Raw genomic sequence first — 18,074 nt, forward strand, 5'->3', positions numbered from 1 at the left:
CCGGATGTGCGGAATGTGGTCGCGTAGTCGCACTCTGTTGTTGCATTGTCATGGGGGTGCCTGCCGCGGGTGAGGGAGGGCAGGCAGAGTCAAGGCCGGGGAGACCGACCGGGCGAGTTGACCCCGGACGGCCCATCACCAACTTGGGGGTTGGATGGACAGGTTCGATGAAGGTCTGCGCTGTCAGGATGTTCACGCCGGTTTGCGCAACGTGGACCCGAACTCTGGCACGCTGACCCCCCTCGCGGACACCCAACTGATCGGTATGGCGGCAAGTCTGGCTGCCCTCATCCGTGGGCAGGAAGTGATCGCCGACGCCCAGGCGCTTCGCGCCTTGGCCGCCGAGCAATTGGACGTGAGCCATTTCGCTTTCGATCAGGTAGTCATTGCGCTTGATGAACTCGGGTTCGTCGAGGGCGTGCAGCGCACTGGCGGAAAGATCACCAAATTCACCGAAAACGTACCGTACTACGACGATTTGTACGCCAAGTTGGGTGAGGCTTGGAGAGACCGCCAGCCGTCAGAGGCCGAAGAGCAGATGGTTCTTCTCGTCGATTCGCTCGCCGAGGGGCCCGTGCCCCAGGAGGAGACCGCCAAGCTCATCGGCCTGGACGCAGCCGCGCTCCCGGGCCTGCTTGAGTTGGGGGAGCAGTCTCAACTCGTCAAGCGAATCCAAGTCCCGGATGGAGACGTTCTCTACTCGCCGTTCTTCGGCTTCGAGAACCCTGAAGTGATGGCTGAGCTAATCCGCAGCCATGGGGCAGGAGAGCTCGCCGACGCGTTCGCCGATGTCCGGGCTGAGCAAGGGCTGCCGGTAGGAGACGCTCAACCCCTACTGCAGGATGCCATCGCCCGTGGTCTGCTCATGGCGCCTGCCGTGGAACGCCCTAATGGCACGCTGCAGCCGTTCGCCACGATGCCCTACATCCTGGACCATGAGCTTCTGCGGGGACGGAAACCGGTCTTGGATAAGGCGCTTGCCCTCCTGGCCTGTCTGAGGTGCGGGCAGCACTACGGTGGCAGCACCGACCTGTCACCGAGTGCTCTGATTGCCGTCATTGACAAGCTTCTCGACAAGAACCGCGGCTTCTTGAACCCGCACTCTTCACACGAGCGGCAGTACCGCCTCGTCCACGCGGCCGGCCTGATCAGGTTTGCTCCTGACTCCCGCCCCGGCGGATCGTGGGTGACTCCGCAGTTCATCGACACGCCGGACAACCGAGAGGCGCTTCGCATCGCACGCGACCTGATCACCCACGGTGAACAGCTCAAGGGCCGGGTGGGTGATGAACAAGCCCGACGGACACTGTCGCTCGGGCAGTCTTTTACGGCACCCATGCAGACAATGAATCGGACCCGCCCCAAGGCGCGAACCTCTGTCAAGCAATGGCAGGGCGTAATTGACGCAGCTCTCGGAAGGGGGCGCGCTCGATGACCGAGCTGGACCTCGGCCTCAAGGTCGCTGCCCGCCGGCTTCTGTGGCGGATGGGCTACACGACCCGCCTGGACGTGCAACTTCGAGGCGTCGGCGTGACCGCCGGCGACGCCCCGGCCGGCGGACAGCGCGGGCGGCGAGGCGGCGCTCCGGAGGCCTACACGGATCTGGACGTACTCGGGTACTCCATCGGCGGCGGATTCCGCGTGCAGAGCGCCATCGTCGACTGCAAGACATCAAGCAAGGGCTCCACGAACCGCATGTTCTGGGTACGCGGCGTGGCCGACTTCTTCGCTGCAGATGCCGCCTACATGGTGCGTGAGAAGGACCTCAGTATGGCGGCGAGGCAACTTACTTCCCGCTTGAGGATCTCAGCACTGAACAGCACAGAGGTCGGCAGCCTGGAGCAGCTGCACCCTAGCGACCTCGACTTCGAGGCGGAGCCGCTCGCTTGGCTTTTCCAGGAGGAGAAGGCAGTGCAGGTTCTCCGCGCCTTTGGAGGACTGGACAAGCGACTCAAGCCCCTCCTCGACTACCGCGAGTTCACGTACTGGATCAATGAGCGCTACCGAAACCCGCTGCAGATGGTCGACGAGCTCACGGCGGTCGCTCAGCATCTAGACCCCCGCAACCCCGCGCACCTGGCCCTCGTACTCGACTGCTCGTGGCTCTATCTGGTGTCTCTGAGTCACACGGTGGAAAGCATGCGAGCCACTCACGTGGCGAATCACGACCTCGGCCTGCAGGAGTACCTGTTCGGAGGACCGGCTGGGCTCCGCGAAAAACAGGGGCTTGCCCGTCTGCTTGAGACGATCAAGAAGGGCGGCGCGTTGCCGGAGCAGGTGCACGTCGGCCTGCTGCCCGACTACTACCCACGTCTGCGGGAGCTCGCCGTACGAGTCCTGGCACGGCCTGACGCCGTCATGCCCGCCCTGCGCATGCTGGAGCTGGCAACCTCAGTCACCGCTCTGGGGCAACGAATCGAGAAGGCCGAGGATATGGGGGGGCTGTACGACGAGGTTGCCGCCAAGCGCGCGGCGGATGTCGTTGGGTTCCTAGTAGGCAGCGCCAACCTAAGCCCGGGATTTCGCGCCCGAGCCCGGTCCCTTCTCCTGGGAGAGCCTGTAGCCGAAGGGGCTTGAGTAGCTGCCTGATCGAGACCTGCTCGTCTCAGATGCTGTGAAACTTGAAGAATGTAGGGGCGGGCCCGATACTCCGGCCCGTCCCTACACTGCAACCTCTCTGGCTGGCACCTTGCGCTCCTCGGATCGGTTCCGCACAGCCGTCAGAGCAACTCGGCCGGGATGATCCGCAGTTTCAGCCCGTTACTGTGGGACGTCTGGGGCAAACAGACTCAGAGTCTGGCATCTCAGCCAAGCGTGGGCGCGATCGCGGCTTACTGGCGCCAGCGCTCGCGGTGGTCCCGCACGCACTCCAGGTCGATTGAGTGGCGGCGGTCCGTCCTCAAGGTGCCAGCAGGTTGACCGCCGCGGATCACCGTGAGGTCATCTTCGATGACGATGGCGCCGGCGTCGAACATCACATGGCAGTTCGGGCACAGGCAGAGGACATTGCTAGTGGTGTCCGGGCCGTTGTGAGGTGCCCCGAGGGCTCGAATGTGAGCGCCTTCGCTATAGCTGCCGCCAGGAACCTCGATGCGCAGGTCGCAGATCTGGCATCGGTTGTCGTGCCACGCCTTCACTTGCCGCTTCACAGCGCTGCTCCGAACGATGCGCTGCACGGTCGAGGTGATGCGCTCCGGGGTCTCGTTCCCTGCGACGGCGGCAGACGCCGAATCGACTGGCGTGCTCGGGAGCTCCGGCTGCTGTACCAGCTGAGGCGTAGGGGTGTCGTCGTAGGCTTCGAGGCGGAACTGCCAGATGAGGAAGCCGTCGAGTCCGAGTTTGCTGCCGTAGTTGGTGACTCGGTAGAGGCCGTCGTACCGGTACCCGGCCGCGGGCGAGTAGGGGGCATCGCCTTGGTAGCCGCGGAGGACGCGGACGGGCAGCCCTTCGAGGCAACTGGTCACGAGTGCCGCGTTACCGGAATCGTCCAGGGACTGGTCGCTCACCTGGTTGCCGGCGCCGTCCTGTCCACCGTGGCCGGTGTAGACGATGACGTCTCCGTAGTCCTCGTCGTCCTTGTAGCCGCCGGATACGACGATGGACTCTGCGCCAGTCTTCTTTGTTCCACAGATGCCTGCCTGCAACGGCCGATGCACGCCAGCCACGTGCGCCTGCCGGCGCGTGCTGAACTCCTGGCCCGCTTCAACGTTTGGTACGTCACCGATCATTGCCACAGCCTGACACGCCGCACTGACGCTCCCGAAGCGGTTTTCAAGGCCGGCCAACCGTGAACCGCTTGAAGCCGTCTGACCTGTGTCTTTTGCTGATCCACCGGTCCCGCAGCTCGCCTCTTGGCCAGAGGATGGCCGCGTCGCCCCAACGAGACGTTCCTAGCTAGTGACGCGAGGCCGACTTGGACAGGGGCCGGATGGCTGATCGGAGACGCAGATGACGTCGCGCCCCGATGACGCTAGACCCTTAACTTTTCGCGTGATAATTTCTGCCGCATGGATAACGGTGGGACCGAGCGCATCCGTGAAGCTTTGGCTGACCTGTGTGAGCCCCTGCACGATGTCTTCGCCCAGGCGGGGGCATCGAAGATGATCAAGCGTCCGGCTGACGAGGACCTCGATCGCGTACCGGACTTCTCCGGTCCAGAGTATGGATGGTTCAGGACGCACGCCGTGCGCGCCCACGCGCACTTTTACCTGGCGCGGCGCAGCCTGGAGCCCTGGACGCTCTCCGGCAACCACAAGCGCAACGGTGAGCTGTGGCTCGCGGACGGGCACTTCGATCTCCGCATCCTGCACGGCATAGCCAACGACATCCCGAAGCCTGGTCACAACCGAGCGAGGCGTGCGTACTACCGCAACAAGCCCATCGGTATGACACCTCTTTTTGGCGTCCAAGAGACCATTCCCGGGATGGAACGGCACAGACTCCTAATCTTGTGGCATCTGGACCCTGCTACCGGGGAACCCGCCTTGCGAGTGGTTCGACCGATCGGCGATGCTATGACCGGTCGGCGAGTTCCCGTTGACATCGACTTCGTGCTCCCGCCCACGGCGGCTGAACTCGAAAACATGCAGTTCGATCCGTCCGATGATGAAATTTACCTGAACATCCCGAACGAGGAGGAGGGCGATGACTTCCGTGCTGGCGGCATCCCCGGGTGAACGCCTGCGCACGCTGAGAGAACTAATGGGGCTGACGCAAGCGCAGGTTTCCGCAATGTCTGGCGTGGCGTCTTCCTGGATTTCCGATGTGGAAAACGACCATATCGACCCCCAAGACGACAAGCTGGAAATAATCGCGAAGGCCACAGAAACGCCCATCGGGTTCTTCTATGTCCAACCGAAGTCAGTCCCGCTAGATTCTCTGCGGTTTAGAAAACTGGCCTCCGCAAAGCGGACGGTGACAAAGCGAGTGCACGCACTCTATAGCGAGAGCTATAGAGTTTCGGACGACCTGATCACCCTAGAACGTTACCCAACGCCTCCCCTGCCTTTTACGGACGCAGAAAAACTCGAACCCGACGATATTGAATCCTTGGCCGACCAGACGCGCATCGCACTGCGCTTGGCGCCAGACAAGCCAATTCCCCACCTCACCAGGGCATTGGAACGAGGTGGGGTAGCCGTGGCTCCTATGATCCTGTCGGACAATACAGGATCGGATGAGCCTGCCGTGAATGCCCATTTTGGAGTCTCATATTGGAGCGGCCTCGGAGATACGGCACTCATTGGCTACTTCCCGGCTAGCGGAGATCGAGATAGGTTCACCCTGGCCCATGAATTGGGGCATCTCGTCCTTCATACCTTCCGCCCCAGAGTCAAGAATGCCGAAGCTGAAGCGAACCACTTCGCGTCGGCACTACTAATGCCGTACGACAGGGCACGAGAAGAGCTGACCGCCGAGACAACGCTGACAGATTATGCACGCAAAAAGGCTAACTGGGGCGTTTCAATCCAAGCATTGATTATGCGTGGCGCCGCAGTGGGGAAAATCGACGAGACGCGAAAAAGGTCTCTCTATGTTCAGTTGTCTCAACGCAACTGGAGGAAGAAAGAGCCTGTCGAGGTAGGCCAGGAAGAGCCGCTACTACTGTGGACTCTACTTCAGCGCCAATTCGGAGAGAAGCCTTACGTTCCTGGTTCGGAACACCTGTCAATCCCACCAGCGGTTTTGCGGTCAATCGCCCCCACGCCTCAGTCAAAGAAGAATAGTAAAGAGCCGCCAAAGAGTGGCTCAGTTGGGGGAGATTCGACTGGTAACGTCGTCCAATTCGCGGGACGACAGGGTCGTCAGTCAGGTGGTCCTACACGGCTTGCCCGCTGAAGCAGCAGTTCGATACGCCGCTGTTACGCGACGAGAGGCCTGTGTCCGTTATAGCGTCGGAACAGGCCTCTCCGCCTACGCGGAGCAAGCTAGTTGGCGCCCGAGATGAAGCCACACTCGCTTTCGAGGTCTGTTCGTGCTGGTCACGCCATGATCCGCGCCCGTTCAACCTCGTTCATTCCCGTCCGCCAGCCGGGAGCGTGAACCGCTGCGGACGACTCCGGACGGGGGTGAATGAGACGGAAAGCGTCCCGGCGTCATCAGGCCTGATCTGCGGTTTCCGGTACGAGCCGACTCGTGAAGCCGTGGTCGCGTAGCCGCTCGTACGCGGTCCTGATGTCGTCGGGAATCTCTTGTTCGACCATGAATCCCTGCCGGGGGTAGATCATGAGCCGCTGCTGGGCACCGACCAGCATGTCGACCACAAGGCGTGCGTCCCCGATCGAGTTGACGTAGTCAGGGAGCGTCATGGGTGTCGACGCGCACACCCACTCGACACCGGGCCACAGCTTCCGGGCGGTCGCGTAGGCGCGCCGTTCCTCGTAGGGCTTGCTGACCAGCAGAACGGACGAGACGGGCACGTGACGCTCTTCGAGTAGCGCGCGCGTGAAGCGGATGTTCTCGCCCGTGTTCCGCGCCTTCGGCTCCACGAGGATGACGTCCTCGGGAACCCCCAGTTCTACGGCCCGCTCGCGGTAGTGCTCAGCCTCGCCGCGTGGCATCCGCTCATGCGTCGTTCGGCTGGTCGCGCCCGTGAAGACGATGAGTGGCGCCATCCCACGGTGGTAGAGGCTGGCTGTCGTGTCGGCGACCCCCAGGTCGTGGCTGCCCAGACCCACGGCCACGGAGCATGGGCGGGGCTCGTGGCCCATCTGCTGGAAGTCCCAGAGTTGCTGTGCGTCCGCCCATGCCTGAGCCGAGATCACTTGCTCTCGCCCTCCGTCTCCGTCTTCGCCGAGTCTGGCACCTTGAAGTCATACGACCACGCGAACCGTGTCGCCGCGTGCACCCCGATGGCGAACTCAACCACGGTTCCATCTGCCGTGCGCGTGGTCCGGTGGAGTTCTACCACCCACTCGCCAGGTGAGAGCTGGAGTAGCTGAGCTTCTTCGGTCGTAGGCACTCGCGCGAAGAGTTCCTCAGTCATGTGGTCGATTTCGAATCCCGCGTCGTAGAGGACGCGGAACCCGCCGCCCCGCCCGGCGGGGCCCGGGGTCGGGTCGACGATACGGGTTCCTTCGACATGTTCGGGCCGGTAGTAGCTGGTGAGGGTGTGGGTCGGCTGCGTGCCTTCCTTCACCAGACGCGCCCGCGCGTACACATCGGCTCCCTCAGGCAAGCCGTGCGCGGCGGCCACGGCCGCCGGCGCCTTCACCCGGCTGACGGTCTGGGTCTGCTCGTTCCGCTGATACGTGCGGCCGGACGCCACCCGGTCCGCGATGAAGGCGACTTCATCGCCGTCCCGCCACTTGGCCTTGTCGTACCGCGCGATGCCTAGCCGCTTGAGGGGCGCCTTCGGCCGCACCACGGTGCCGTGGCCACGGGTCATCGTGACCAGTCCCTCGGCTTCGAGGGCCTTGTACGCCTGGTGGACCGTTGCCTTCGAACCGTCACCCGCCTCTACAAGGTCCCTGATCTGCGGAAGTTGGTCACCGGGGTCGTAGTCGCCGTTCCTGATCTGCTCGGCAAACCGGTCCGCCAGTTCCCGCCACTTTGGCGCTTTCGGTGCCACGCCGAACTCCTCTCGACAGCTACCAGTGAAGCACACAGTCCTAGGACTGTTGACAGTCCTAGGACTGCGGTGCATTCTCATCTCAGGCCGCTCGCAGTCCTAGGACAGCGGAGCGGAGGAGCTCTCTTTGAGCTGTCCTCCGCAGGCGGTTAGGGGCCCGGGACAGAGCGGGCTGAGGGCACCGGATCCCTGGTCAACCGGATGGCTAGGCCAAAAGGCCAACGTCTCCATACGCCTACCAACGGGAGCGCGCTTCCGAAGGAGACACCTGCACCACCACTGCACTACCTCAGCCCCGGCATCCAGCCGTGAAGGGCGCCGGATCGGATCCGGCCCGGGGCACGCACCGCCACCTGTTCGCAGACCTGAGAGGAACCCGACGTGCCCAGGATCACCGACCGCATGCGGCGCCAGGCCGACGACAACCGACAGGCCGCCGTATGGGCCCGCGACCACGGCAATGAGCAGCGGGCCCAGCAGTTGGAGGACCGCGCCGACGAACTCGAATCCGGCCGCGTCACCGACGTCACCGACCAGCTCAGCGCGCTCACCCGCTGGACCTTCCGCCGCTGACCACTGCACCGCTTCATCCCTCAAACGGCGCGCAGCTCCCGGGGTGCCTCCCGGGAGCCGCTGACGGGCCGTTCCACTACGAAGGAGCAACGACCCTATGAGCACCATCGTGACTGTTCAGGACTCTGTTACCGCGTTCGCCGACTGGATCGAACCGACGGACGGGGAACTGGACGCGATCGAGAACGAGATGCCCGTCATCCTGGCGGACGTCGACCTGTTGGACGCACAGATCACCACCCTGGACCGCACCCCGACCGAACTGGACATCCGGCGCCTGCGCCGGGCCCGCCGCCGCGCGCTCGCCGCCCGCGTCGCCCTGCTCAACCGCACGGCCGGCGAGACCCTGCCCGGCGGTGCCGCATGAGCACCCCGACCGGACAGACCCTCACCGAAGCACACGCCGAAGTGCGGGCGGAGATCGCCCGGACCGACAACAAGACCGCGCTCCTGCTCGCGTTCGTCGGCGCGATCCTGGCCGGCGCCTACACCGTCGCCACCTCCCTCCGCCTCAACCCGGCGGCCGTGACCGTCGGGGTGCTGGGGATGGCGCTGCTGGTCGGTGCGGCGAGTGTGCTGCTGACGGCGGTACGCCCGAACCTGAACGGCCGGCACGGGTTCCCGCTGTGGGCGACCCTGACCCCCGAGCAGATCACCGAGAGCCTGTCGACGGATCTCGCCGCAGACATCGTCGGACTCTCCCGCCTCGCCGTGGTCAAGTTCACGTGCCTGCGCCGCGCGGTCGACCTGACCCGCGCCGGGGGCGCCCTGCTCGTACTCGCCGTGGTGCTCACGATCGGTGGTGCGGCATGAGGAACCGCAACGCCAAGCGGCTGTTGACCGTGCTGCCGGCGGTCGCGATGACGGCCGTCTCCATGGTGCTCACCCTGGCCGTGGTCATGATGTGGCTGGGCACGGCCGTGCCCTGGTACGTCGCCCTGGTCGTCGGGTTGGGCATCGACGGCGGATGGCTCGCCACCCTCGCCTATGAGCGCAGGTTGGCCGCGCAGGGCGACCACAGCAACGCCGTGACCGCGGTCGGCTGGTCCTTCGGCGCGCTCGCCTCGGGTGTCCTGGTCACACACGCCGCGACCGCAGAGACGTCCATGGGGGCGTGGCTGGCGGTGGCGTGGCTGCCGATCGCCGCCAAGATGCTGTGGCTGGTCCACGGTCTGTGGGAGCGCACGGCGCTCACCCCGGCCGCGCTGGATATGATCCGGGGCATTCAGCAGGAAGCCCGCGACGATGCGGCCGTGGCCCGTGCCCGCCTGCGGGCGGAAGCATCGACCGAGGAGACGCGGCTGACGGCCGTGACCGAGGCCGGCGCCCGCGTCGCACGCGTCCAGGCCAAGACCGCTGAGACCCTCGCTGGGGCGTGGTCGACGCTGGAGACGGCCCGTAAGGGCGAGAGCACCGGACGGGCCCTGACCAGCGTGACGAGCCGCGTCACACCCGACGTCACACCCTCGTGGGAGCTCCCGGTGTGGGGCCCCTCGGAGTCGGTTGCGGCGCTGGAGCAGGCTCCCGCGCTCAGTGACGCGGCGCTGGACACGTTGGTCGACGAGATTCGGCATAGCGAGCAGCCGCCGTTGTCGTACCGGGAGATGGCCACCCGCTTCCGAACCGCCGGGCACTCCGCATCCGAGGTCCGCCTGAGGGCCGCCTGGAAGCGCGTCATCTGATGGCCGCGCTGCCGGTCTACCGGTGGCACCTGGCCCCGGACGGCTACGCCACCCGCCGCCAACTCAGGGCCCGCAACCTGCGCCCCGGCGGTCAGCAGGTGGCCGCGCAGCTCGAACGCCCCCGCCGCCGACGGCCCCCGCTCATCGCCTACCTCTACCGCGTCGACCTGGCCAAACCGGTCCGGCCCATGACACCGGCGCGGTGGGCTGCGCTCGCCAAGGCCAATGCCGCCCGCCGCACCTGCCCCTCCTGTCGGCGTGACGCCGGCTACGTCATCCCCCCGTCGCTCGGCACCTGCTCGCCGTGCGCCTACCCCGACCCGCATGGGTCCGAAGGGACTGCCTGACATGGCCAGTTCTGAGATCCGCCGTATCGACCGTGAGATCCGCAAGACCACCAACAAGCTGGAAGCGGTGCGCCGGGGTGAGTGGTGGCCGCTGACCAGCCGCGAACGGCTCGCCATGACCCGCGCCATGGCCGGCGGCGCCCGCAACGTCTACCGCGGCCGGAGCGCCGGCGGTGCCGAGGACCGGATGGACTCCATCGGGTCTGCTGCCGAGACCCGGCTGACCGCGGAGCTGAATGCCCTGTACATCGAGCGGCGCCGGCTGCTCACCGAGGCCGCGCGCGACAAGGCCGCCAAGAAGTCGTCGGGGTGGTGGTGAGCATGGACCGCCGTTGCCCCGCCGCTCACCCGGACGACCCGACCGGCTGTGTCGGTCCGGTCGTGGTGACCGTGCTGGACGCCTTCAACGCGGGCGCGGACGGCTGCGAGCACCACGGCGCCCGCCTCCTGGCCAGCCTGGAGGGGGCCCGCGTCTACGCCCTGCCCGAGGCGCCGGCCGGCAGCGCCATCCGCGTCTTCACCGCCGCCGACACGATCCGCCCGTTCTGCTGGGTCGACGGCCCCCGCACCCGCCCGTCCCAGCTCAGCCGCGCAGAGAACCGCGCGCGCTCCCGCGACCTTCCCTCTCTCGCCTCCCGCCCTGGAGACCTGCCGTCATGACCGAGAACGTCATCAGCCTGCACAAGCCCACCGACCCGCCGACCGGCGCGGACGCCCCGACCGTGCTCACGGTCGTCCCCGACCCGGCGCCGGCCCCGCGGCTGCCGCTGTGGGTGCGCTCCGGCCGCGCCATCCGAACGGCCGTCACCCACGAGACCACGAAGACCGGCGCCCGCGCCGCCGCCCGGCACGCCCTCTACGTCTACGGCGGCACCCGGATCGTCGCCCGCCGCACCTGGGAGGCCCGCACTCCCGCCCGGTACGAGCGGATGATGCGGGCCGCGGAAGCCGCGGGGAACATGGACGAAGCCCGCGAGTGGGAAGAGCGCGGGCAGCACTTCCGCGAGGCACGCCACCGCCGCCGCATGGACCTGCTCCACTCCCCCCTCGAAGCCGCCCGGGGCGCCGCCGTCTCCGCCGGCACCGGCGTCGGGGTCCTGGTCGCCCTCGGAGTGTGCATGGCGATCGCCACCAAAGACGCCACCGAGGTCATCACCCCGCTGATGGCGGTCATCAAGTTCATCAACCTGATGATCACGATCGTGCGTGTGGTGTGGGGGCCCGCGCTCACGATCGGCCCGTTCCTGGCGCTGCTCGCGCTGTGGTCGGTCGGCGCGCACCAGAAAGCCGCGCCCTCGTGGTCGATGCCGGAGCACCAGCGATCGAGCGAGGGAGAGCCGATCACCCCGTCCATCGTGGTCAAGGCCCTGCGGGACCTCGGAGTCCCGGCGCTGCGCAACGCCATCAAGGAGATGGGCGACGCCGGCGCGTCCATGCTCGGTCCGATCCGGATCGCCGGATGCGGCGTAGAGGTCGACGTCACGCTCCCGTCGGGGGTGTCCACGATCGAAGTGCAGCAGCGCCGCCGCAAGCTCGCGGAGAACCTGACCCGGCACGAGCACGAGGTGTTCATCACGATCCCCGAGGCCGCCCGCACGGTCCGCCTCTGGATCGCCGACTCCGGCGCCCTGGACCAGCCGATCGGCCCCTCTCCGCTGGTCACCGACGACACCATGACCGCCGACTATCGGAAGGGCAAGGCCCCGTGGGGGCAGGACCTGCGCGGCGACGCGGCGGCCCTGAGCCTGTATCAGCGCCACCTGCTCATCACCGGTCTGTCGAACCAGGGCAAGACCGCCGCGCTGCGGGCGCTCGCCCTGTGGGCCGCGCTCGACAAGACCGTTGAGTTCCGGACCGCCGACCTCAAGGGCGGTGACTGGGTCATGATGGACGGCCTAGCCACGGTCCTGATCCAGGGGCCGACCGACGACCACGTCATCCAGGCGACCGAGATGGTCGAAGGCGTCGTGGACGAGATGAACCGCCGGATCCAGGCGCGTCTCACCGACCCGAACATGGAGTTCCCGCCGCTCATCTGCATCGTGGACGAAGCGCAGGTGGCGTTCATGTGCCCGGCCGTCGATGACCAAAAGCGCCCCTACGGCGGATCCAAAGCCACCAGCCGGTACTTCATGGCCGTCCGTACGATCCACAACCAGGGCCGTGCGGTCAACGTGCTGATGTGGCAGGGCACCCAGGACCCGACGAATGAGAACCTTCCCAAGCTGGTCCGCGAGGGCGCCCACACCCGCGCCGCCCTCGCCCTGGGCACCGAGTCCCAAGCCCGCATGGCACTCGGAGACAAGGCCGTCGACGGCGGCGCCGCACCAAACCTGCTGCGCCCGGGCCTGGACCAGGGCACGTTGGTCGTCGCCTCCAGCGGAATCGACATTCCCAAGGGCCAGTCGTCCATCACGGTGCGCACACACTTCATCGGCCACGACGAAGCAACCGCCATCGCCGAGCGGGCCAAGGCCCTGCGCTCCGGCGTCCCGACCCTGCGCGTCATCGAGCAGGGCGAACAGCGGGATGCGCTCGCGGACATCGCCTCCGTGCTGGGAACGGACGCGCGGGTGCTCACTCAGGACGTCCTCAAGCGGCTCGCCGTGCTGGACGCGGACGCCTACGGCAAGTGGTCCTTCATCGACCTCAAGCGCGAACTGGAGGGCACCGGGGCGGAGCCGTACAAGTCGGATGGGCGCATGGTCATCGCTGCCGATCGGCTCGCCCGCGCGCTCGCCGACCGCGACGAGACGGATTCCGCTTCTGCCTCCGAGTGAGAGGGAGCCGACCCGTGCCGGGTCAGGGAGGCAGGGAGAACTCCCTGAGCCCCTCCCTGACCCGCCTCCCTCCCTATGACCTGCGAAATTGATCGTTAGGGAGGCAGGGAGGCATCCCAGGTCAGGCCCCCGAAACCCCCGTTTCGGCACCCCTGGCAGGGGGTGTCTTCGCCTCCCTGAACCGTGACTGGAAGGGATTCCGCATGTTCCCCGAGACCACCCCCGAGGCGCTCCGCAAGGGCGTTCGGATGAGTGACGACGTGGCCGCCGCCGAAGCGGCCCGGATCATCGCCGAGGCCTACCGGCCCGCCCCCGAGACCCCGACCTCCTACCGCGACGACAGCCCGCTTCCCGCCTACGGCGACACGCCCCCGGTCATGCAGCCGGACCGGCGGATCGTGCCCGCGTGGGCCGCCGGGACCGCCGTCGCCGGCATCGGCGTCGGTGCCGCGTTCGTCGGCGTCGGCTGCGGTGTCTGGCTCGCCTGCCAGGGATTCGCCGCCGTCTCCCTCACCTCCGTTCTGTTCGTGACGCTGCCCATCGCCGCCGTGGCCGGCGTCTTCGCCGCCATCGGGACCGCGCTGCGCTCCCTCAAGGGCGTCCACACCGAGCACCACCACCACTACCGCGGGCCGGTCCGGCAGGAGAACAACACCACCCACACGCGCGGCCTGATCGCCCGCACCCGCAACGAGCGCCACGGCTGACAGGAGACCCACACCCGTGATCGAGATCCGCGTCATCTGCGGGGAGGACGACATCGCCCCCGTCACTGCCGCCCTGACCAAGGCCTTCAACCTTGGCCCCGTCCGCCAGTACCCCACCCGCGACGGCAGCACGCGGCGCCTGTACGCCACCGCCGACCACCTCAGCCCCTGCCCCGACCTGACCGAACACGAGCGCGCCGGCATCCACCCCGCCTACGCCAACGCCCCCACCAAGGCCGACGAAATCAACTGGCTCATCCGCCAGGCCGACGAGGGGAAGCGGGACCGGGAATGGTGGCTGCGCCGCGCCGCCCTCACCGACCGCTTCCACCCCGACGAGCAAGCCGAATACATCGCCCGCGCCCTGATCGCCCTGGACCGTGCCGACGTGACCGGCAACCCCCGCGACTACGTCCGCGAGCAATACGCCGCATGGCACGAACAGGCCGCACCGCAGGAACCGGGCACCGGCGCCTAGCTACGCCAAGGGCGGCCCCCTCGTCTCGCCAAAGTCGCGGGGCCGCCCTTGCTCACCAGCACCCGTCCAAGGAACTGGAGACCTCCAGCATGACCCAACCCACCCACCCGCGGCGAGCCTTACCGCCTGCCCCGCACCGCCCCGCGCTGGGAGCTCCCGGCGCGATGCGGTTCTACCTGACCACCCACAAACGGCACTGGATCAAGCTCACCGACGTGCCGCTGTTCCTCAAGTCCGAGCACTTCGCGGCAGCCGCCAAGCTCTACCCCGCCCTCGGCCCATACGCCGTCGACTCCGGCGGATTCTCAGAGCTCAAGGACAAGGGCACGTGGACCCGTTCGCCCCGGCAGTACGTCCGTGACCTGCGCCGTATCTGGGAATGCGTCGGCCCCTACGACTGGGCGGCCCCGCAGGACTGGATGTGCGAGGAAGCCATCATCAAGGGCGGATGGTTCGGCGGCCTGTACTTCGTCGGCACCCACCTCAGCGTGGAAGAACACCAACGCCGCACCGTGGCCAACTTCCTGGAACTGCGCTCACTCGCCCCCGACCTGCGCATCGCCCCCGTCATCCAGGGCGACAGCGTGCCGGCCTATGAGCGGTGCGTGGAACTGTACGAGCGGGCCGGCGTGGACCTGCGGGCCGAACCGGTCGTCGGTCTCGGGTCGGTGTGCCGGTTGCAGTCCACCCGCCAGGGCGCCGCGATCGTCACCGCGATGGCCGCGCACGGCTTCAACCTGCACGGCTTCGGCTTCAAAATCCTGGGCCTGGAGCGCGTCGGTCACCTGCTAGCTTCGGCTGACTCGGCTGCCTGGAGTGCCCACGCGCGCCGTCGGCCGCCGCTGCCCGGCCACACCCACAAGAACTGCGCGAACTGCATCGACTACGCCCTGAAATGGCGCCAGCGCGTCATCGGCGCCATTCCCACCCAGCAACAGCTCATGCTCACCACCGCGCTGGGGGCGGCGGCATGAGCGAGCACCTGCGCACCGCCCTGCGTCTGGCGGCCGACGGTCTGCCGGTGCTGCCGCTGCGTCGGGGGAAGCTGCCGTTCGGTAACTGCCCCGCCTGCGCCCGGAACGCGTGCGGGGGCCGACCGAACATGAAGGTGGCGGGGTCCTGCGGGTGCCCGGCGCCGTGCCATGCGTGGGCTGCCGCGACGACCGACCCCGCCGTCATCGCCTCGCCCGCGTGGGCGTCGGCGTGGCGGCACGCGGCGGCCGTGGCCTACCACCCCGGTGGCGCCGGCGTGACCGTGGTCGACCTGGACGACCCCGCCGCCGTCGCATGGGCCCGCGCCACGCTGCCCGCCACCCGCACCGTTGCGACGACGCGGGGAGAGCACTGGATCTACCGGGGCACCATGCCGTCATTGAATGCCGTACGGCCCGGCGTCGACATCAAGTCCCTTACTGCGTACGCCCGTTGGCTCGGAAACGGTGTGGGCGCCACGGCGTCCCTGCCGGAACCTGTGCGCGCTCTGGCAGTAAAGGAACCGCCCGCGGCCCGCAGGGCGGCACACAGCCTCACAGAGCCTCTGGGGGCCCGTGGGGGCGTATGCCCGCACCGCACACCGACCTACCTGGACCGTGGCGTCTCGATGGCCGTGCAGCGGATCACCGAGGCCCGCAGCGCCGTCCACGCGACCGTGTACCGCACGTTCCTCGCTGTGCTGTCGACGCACGGCCGGTGCGGCTGCCTCACCGACGCCCATGTCGGCCGGCTGTTCACCGCCGCGCAGGCCAAGGGCGAAACCGTCCGGCACTGCACCGACGCGTGGACCAACGCCCTGACCACGTTGGGACTGTGACCATGTCCGACGACGAGCAGACCCCGGCCCGCAAGGTCATCACCGACTACGCACAAGCGCACTTCCGCTACTTCCGCACCGCCGACGGGACCGTATACGCGCAACGCAACGGCCACCCCGTCGCCCGCCCCATCCGCTCCCAAGGCACCACCGGCAGCCACCGCCAAGAACTCATGGTCGGCCTGTTCCGGGACGGAATCGGCGTCTTCAACGGGACCGCCATGAAGGAGGCCTTGGACCTGATCGAAGCACTCGCACTCACCGAGGAAACGCAGGCCGTACACATCCGCGTCGCTCCGGGATTCGACGGAGCGACGTGGCTAGACCTGGGACGCGCCGACGGACAGTCCGTGCGCATCCACCCCACCGGCTGGGACATCGCCGTCCCCGACCCGCGTGAGGTGTGCTGGCGCCGCACCCAGCTCACCGGGGAACTCCCGCTGCCGGTCAAGAACACCGACGGCAAGGGCATCGACCTGCTGATGCGGCTGTGCAACTTCGCCACCGCCGAGACGGAGTGCCTGGCCATCGCGTGGCTGGTCGGCTGCCTCGGTCCGTCCGTGCCCGTCCCCGCCCCGTTCCTCACCGGCCCGCAGGGCGCCGGCAAGTCCACGGGCGGCCGGATGCTGGTGCGGATCATCGAGGGCATGACCGGTGACCTGCGCCGCGCGCCGAAGGATGAAGAGAACCTGATCACCGCCGTGGCGGCCGGGTGGGTGACCGCGCTCGACAACCTCTCCCACATGAGCCCGGACCTGTCGGACGCGATGTGCTGCATCGTCACCGGAGCAGAGAACGTCAAGCGCTCCCTGTTCACCGACGGGGACGTCTTCCGTCTCGGCTACCGCCGCCCCCTGCTCCTGACCGGCATCGACGTCGGAGTCATCCGCCCCGACCTCGCCGAACGGCTCCTGCCGCTGCGGCTGGAGCGGCCCCGCGTGCGGCGCACCGAGCACGAGCTGTGGACCGAGTTCGCGGACGTGCTGCCCGTCATCCTCGGCTCCCTCCTGGACCTGACCGTGAAGGTGCGGGCAGTGGACGCGGAAACCCCGACCGACCTGCGCATGGCGGACTTCGCCCACCTGTGCGCGCAGTTCGACGCGGCAACCGGTCTGGGAGCTCTCGCCGCCTACCGGGCCAGCCTGGACGACCTGAACGACGACGTCATCGAGGGCGATTTGATGGCACAGACCGTCCTCGCGCACGCCGCCACCATCGAACCGGGCACCGGACAGCGGATGACGTCCACGGAATGGCTGCACTGCCTCAGCCGCGTCTACACCGGAGACGACTTCCGCGCCCTGCCCAAAGGGTGGCCGACCACAGGAAAGGTGCTCTCCGACCGGCTCAAGCGGCTCCAGCCCACCCTCGCCGCCCGCGGCGTGCTCATCGACTCCGGCCGCACCAAAACGGGCCGCTACATCGAGATGACCCGCACGCAAGCCACGCCGCCGCACGAACAGCAGACGCTCTGACCGGCGCCACCGCTGTTCAAGCAAGAGGAGCACCACCGGCCGGGCGTGCTCCTCTTGCTGTTCGGCGCTCGCGCCGCCCCAAGGTCGCGCCGCGCAAGCGGCTCGTCATTCACGCTCTGAGCCGCACCAGACCACTACAGAAACCCCCCTCTTTTTTCCTAGGTAGGGAAGGTCTGCGTCACCTGCGTCACCCGGCCCCGGAAAACGCGCCCTGAGCTGCGCGGACGGCGGTGACGCAGACGGCGAATCCTGCGTCACCCCTGCGTCACCTGCGTCACCGATGACGAACAGCCTGCGTCACCGATGACGCAGCCCCAACCCTCTGCGTCACCCCAAACTCGCAGGTCAGACACCCTGAATGACGCAGGTGACGCGGTGACGCAGAAATCCCGACCTCGGACACACCACCCCCGCCCCGGGGTGCAACTCGCTCCCTCCACTTCCTCTCTGGAAGGACGCCATGCAGAGGTACTTGACGACGGCAGAAGTCGCTGAGCGCTACCGCACATCGCCCGCAACCGTCCGCTACTGGCGCTACGCCGGAACCGGCCCTCAGTGCTTCATGAGGCGCGGTCGACACGTCCTGTACGACGCCGCAGCGTTGGACAAGTACGACGCCGAGGAGATCGGAAGCCAACGCGCAGCATGACCC

General features: G+C 67.4%; 21 protein-coding genes. 18 read left to right on the forward strand and 3 right to left on the reverse strand.

Going from position 1 to position 18,074, the window contains the following annotated elements; all coding sequences use genetic code 11:
* Nucleotides 1-154: 154 nt before the first annotated feature.
* Both ACZ63F_RS14320 and ACZ63F_RS14325 read left to right on the forward strand, forming a co-directional pair.
* On the forward strand, nt 155-1,435 hold the full coding sequence (locus ACZ63F_RS14320) for a hypothetical protein (protein ID WP_469710978.1): 1,281 nt from the start codon (nt 155-157) through the stop codon (nt 1,433-1,435).
* Nucleotides 1,432-2,577 carry a hypothetical protein gene (locus ACZ63F_RS14325; protein WP_469710979.1) on the forward strand — a complete coding sequence of 382 codons (1,146 nt, stop codon included), beginning with the start codon at nt 1,432-1,434 and terminating at the stop codon, nt 2,575-2,577. The genes ACZ63F_RS14320 and ACZ63F_RS14325 overlap by 4 nt, the downstream gene beginning before the upstream one ends.
* Before the next feature lie 254 nt (nt 2,578-2,831).
* On the opposite strand, the gene ACZ63F_RS14330 is transcribed toward ACZ63F_RS14325, so the two are convergent.
* Nucleotides 2,832-3,728: a YDG/SRA domain-containing protein gene (locus ACZ63F_RS14330; RefSeq protein ID WP_469710981.1), complete on the reverse strand. Its 897-nt coding sequence runs from the start codon at nt 3,726-3,728 to the stop codon at nt 2,832-2,834.
* A gap of 279 nt (nt 3,729-4,007) precedes the next feature.
* On the opposite strand from ACZ63F_RS14330, the gene ACZ63F_RS14335 reads away from it, so the two are divergent.
* Both ACZ63F_RS14335 and ACZ63F_RS14340 read left to right on the forward strand, forming a co-directional pair.
* Nucleotides 4,008-4,676 (forward strand): hypothetical protein, encoded by a 669-nt coding sequence (locus ACZ63F_RS14335; RefSeq protein WP_469710982.1) that lies wholly within the window; start codon nt 4,008-4,010, stop codon nt 4,674-4,676.
* Nucleotides 4,645-5,838 carry an XRE family transcriptional regulator gene (locus ACZ63F_RS14340; RefSeq protein ID WP_469710984.1) on the forward strand — a complete coding sequence of 398 codons (1,194 nt, stop codon included), beginning with the start codon at nt 4,645-4,647 and terminating at the stop codon, nt 5,836-5,838. The genes ACZ63F_RS14335 and ACZ63F_RS14340 overlap by 32 nt, the downstream gene beginning before the upstream one ends.
* Nucleotides 5,839-6,098: 260 nt before the next feature.
* Here ACZ63F_RS14340 and ACZ63F_RS14345 read toward each other — a convergent pair whose 3' ends face one another.
* Nucleotides 6,099-6,764 carry a YdcF family protein gene (locus tag ACZ63F_RS14345; protein ID WP_469710986.1) on the reverse strand — a complete coding sequence of 222 codons (666 nt, stop codon included), beginning with the start codon at nt 6,762-6,764 and terminating at the stop codon, nt 6,099-6,101.
* Nucleotides 6,761-7,570, reverse strand: coding sequence for a GntR family transcriptional regulator (locus ACZ63F_RS14350; protein WP_469710988.1), 810 nt, complete (start codon nt 7,568-7,570; stop codon nt 6,761-6,763). Before ACZ63F_RS14350 ends, ACZ63F_RS14345 begins: the two co-directional genes overlap by 4 nt.
* A 381-nt stretch (nt 7,571-7,951) precedes the next feature.
* Between ACZ63F_RS14350 and ACZ63F_RS14355 the strand changes: the two genes are divergently transcribed.
* The 14 genes from ACZ63F_RS14355 to ACZ63F_RS14420 all read left to right on the forward strand — a co-directional run bounded on the left by ACZ63F_RS14355 (nt 7,952) and on the right by ACZ63F_RS14420 (nt 18,071).
* A complete protein-coding gene (locus ACZ63F_RS14355; protein ID WP_469710990.1) occupies nt 7,952-8,143 on the forward strand; it encodes a hypothetical protein in 192 nt (63 codons plus the stop codon).
* A gap of 97 nt (nt 8,144-8,240) precedes the next feature.
* Nucleotides 8,241-8,510, forward strand: coding sequence for a DUF6284 family protein (locus tag ACZ63F_RS14360; protein WP_469710992.1), 270 nt, complete (start codon nt 8,241-8,243; stop codon nt 8,508-8,510).
* Complete coding sequence (locus tag ACZ63F_RS14365; protein ID WP_469710993.1) at nt 8,507-8,956, forward strand: Pycsar system effector family protein; 450 nt, start codon at nt 8,507-8,509, stop codon at nt 8,954-8,956. Before ACZ63F_RS14360 ends, ACZ63F_RS14365 begins: the two co-directional genes overlap by 4 nt.
* Nucleotides 8,953-9,825 (forward strand): protein spdB, encoded by an 873-nt coding sequence (locus tag ACZ63F_RS14370; protein ID WP_469710995.1) that lies wholly within the window; start codon nt 8,953-8,955, stop codon nt 9,823-9,825. Before ACZ63F_RS14365 ends, ACZ63F_RS14370 begins: the two co-directional genes overlap by 4 nt.
* Nucleotides 9,825-10,172 carry an RRQRL motif-containing zinc-binding protein gene (locus tag ACZ63F_RS14375; protein ID WP_469710997.1) on the forward strand — a complete coding sequence of 116 codons (348 nt, stop codon included), beginning with the start codon at nt 9,825-9,827 and terminating at the stop codon, nt 10,170-10,172. The genes ACZ63F_RS14370 and ACZ63F_RS14375 overlap by 1 nt, the downstream gene beginning before the upstream one ends.
* A 1-nt stretch (nt 10,173) precedes the next feature.
* Complete coding sequence (locus ACZ63F_RS14380; protein ID WP_469710998.1) at nt 10,174-10,491, forward strand: hypothetical protein; 318 nt, start codon at nt 10,174-10,176, stop codon at nt 10,489-10,491.
* 2 nt (nt 10,492-10,493) lie between these two features.
* The gene (locus ACZ63F_RS14385) at nt 10,494-10,832 is read left to right on the forward strand and encodes a hypothetical protein (RefSeq protein WP_469711000.1); all 339 of its coding nucleotides are present in this window, start codon (nt 10,494-10,496) and stop codon (nt 10,830-10,832) included.
* Nucleotides 10,829-12,952 carry an FtsK/SpoIIIE domain-containing protein gene (locus tag ACZ63F_RS14390; RefSeq protein ID WP_469711002.1) on the forward strand — a complete coding sequence of 708 codons (2,124 nt, stop codon included), beginning with the start codon at nt 10,829-10,831 and terminating at the stop codon, nt 12,950-12,952. Before ACZ63F_RS14385 ends, ACZ63F_RS14390 begins: the two co-directional genes overlap by 4 nt.
* A gap of 203 nt (nt 12,953-13,155) precedes the next feature.
* Entirely contained in the window at nt 13,156-13,659 is a 504-nt protein-coding gene (locus ACZ63F_RS14395) for a hypothetical protein (protein ID WP_469711004.1), read from the forward strand.
* 16 nt (nt 13,660-13,675) lie between these two features.
* Entirely contained in the window at nt 13,676-14,137 is a 462-nt protein-coding gene (locus tag ACZ63F_RS14400; protein ID WP_469711006.1) for a hypothetical protein, read from the forward strand.
* Nucleotides 14,138-14,301: 164 nt separating this feature from the next.
* Nucleotides 14,302-15,111: a deazapurine DNA modification protein DpdA family protein gene (locus tag ACZ63F_RS14405; protein ID WP_469711008.1), complete on the forward strand. Its 810-nt coding sequence runs from the start codon at nt 14,302-14,304 to the stop codon at nt 15,109-15,111.
* Nucleotides 15,108-15,947, forward strand: coding sequence for a bifunctional DNA primase/polymerase (locus tag ACZ63F_RS14410; RefSeq protein WP_469711010.1), 840 nt, complete (start codon nt 15,108-15,110; stop codon nt 15,945-15,947). The genes ACZ63F_RS14405 and ACZ63F_RS14410 overlap by 4 nt, the downstream gene beginning before the upstream one ends.
* A gap of 2 nt (nt 15,948-15,949) precedes the next feature.
* On the forward strand, nt 15,950-17,422 hold the full coding sequence (locus ACZ63F_RS14415; RefSeq protein WP_469711391.1) for an ATP-binding protein: 1,473 nt from the start codon (nt 15,950-15,952) through the stop codon (nt 17,420-17,422).
* A 460-nt stretch (nt 17,423-17,882) separates the two neighbouring features.
* Complete coding sequence (locus ACZ63F_RS14420; protein WP_469711011.1) at nt 17,883-18,071, forward strand: helix-turn-helix domain-containing protein; 189 nt, start codon at nt 17,883-17,885, stop codon at nt 18,069-18,071.
* The last annotated feature ends 3 nt before the right edge of the window (nt 18,072-18,074 follow it).

Source organism: Streptomyces sp. NPDC104761 (assembly GCF_055583445.1).

Coding starts and splice junctions, on each gene's coding strand:
- ACZ63F_RS14405 (WP_469711008.1), top strand. CDS start 14,302: ATGCGGTTCTACCTGACCACCCACAAACGGCACTGGATCAAGCTCACC.
- ACZ63F_RS14320 (WP_469710978.1), top strand. CDS start 155: ATGGACAGGTTCGATGAAGGTCTGCGCTGTCAGGATGTTCACGCCGGT.
- ACZ63F_RS14340 (WP_469710984.1), top strand. CDS start 4,645: ATGACTTCCGTGCTGGCGGCATCCCCGGGTGAACGCCTGCGCACGCTG.
- ACZ63F_RS14335 (WP_469710982.1), top strand. CDS start 4,008: ATGGATAACGGTGGGACCGAGCGCATCCGTGAAGCTTTGGCTGACCTG.
- ACZ63F_RS14385 (WP_469711000.1), top strand. CDS start 10,494: ATGGACCGCCGTTGCCCCGCCGCTCACCCGGACGACCCGACCGGCTGT.
- ACZ63F_RS14330 (WP_469710981.1), bottom strand. CDS start 3,728: ATGATCGGTGACGTACCAAACGTTGAAGCGGGCCAGGAGTTCAGCACG.
- ACZ63F_RS14420 (WP_469711011.1), top strand. CDS start 17,883: ATGCAGAGGTACTTGACGACGGCAGAAGTCGCTGAGCGCTACCGCACA.
- ACZ63F_RS14370 (WP_469710995.1), top strand. CDS start 8,953: ATGAGGAACCGCAACGCCAAGCGGCTGTTGACCGTGCTGCCGGCGGTC.
- ACZ63F_RS14375 (WP_469710997.1), top strand. CDS start 9,825: ATGGCCGCGCTGCCGGTCTACCGGTGGCACCTGGCCCCGGACGGCTAC.
- ACZ63F_RS14415 (WP_469711391.1), top strand. CDS start 15,950: ATGTCCGACGACGAGCAGACCCCGGCCCGCAAGGTCATCACCGACTAC.
- ACZ63F_RS14325 (WP_469710979.1), top strand. CDS start 1,432: ATGACCGAGCTGGACCTCGGCCTCAAGGTCGCTGCCCGCCGGCTTCTG.
- ACZ63F_RS14390 (WP_469711002.1), top strand. CDS start 10,829: ATGACCGAGAACGTCATCAGCCTGCACAAGCCCACCGACCCGCCGACC.
- ACZ63F_RS14395 (WP_469711004.1), top strand. CDS start 13,156: ATGTTCCCCGAGACCACCCCCGAGGCGCTCCGCAAGGGCGTTCGGATG.
- ACZ63F_RS14380 (WP_469710998.1), top strand. CDS start 10,174: ATGGCCAGTTCTGAGATCCGCCGTATCGACCGTGAGATCCGCAAGACC.
- ACZ63F_RS14410 (WP_469711010.1), top strand. CDS start 15,108: ATGAGCGAGCACCTGCGCACCGCCCTGCGTCTGGCGGCCGACGGTCTG.
- ACZ63F_RS14365 (WP_469710993.1), top strand. CDS start 8,507: ATGAGCACCCCGACCGGACAGACCCTCACCGAAGCACACGCCGAAGTG.
- ACZ63F_RS14360 (WP_469710992.1), top strand. CDS start 8,241: ATGAGCACCATCGTGACTGTTCAGGACTCTGTTACCGCGTTCGCCGAC.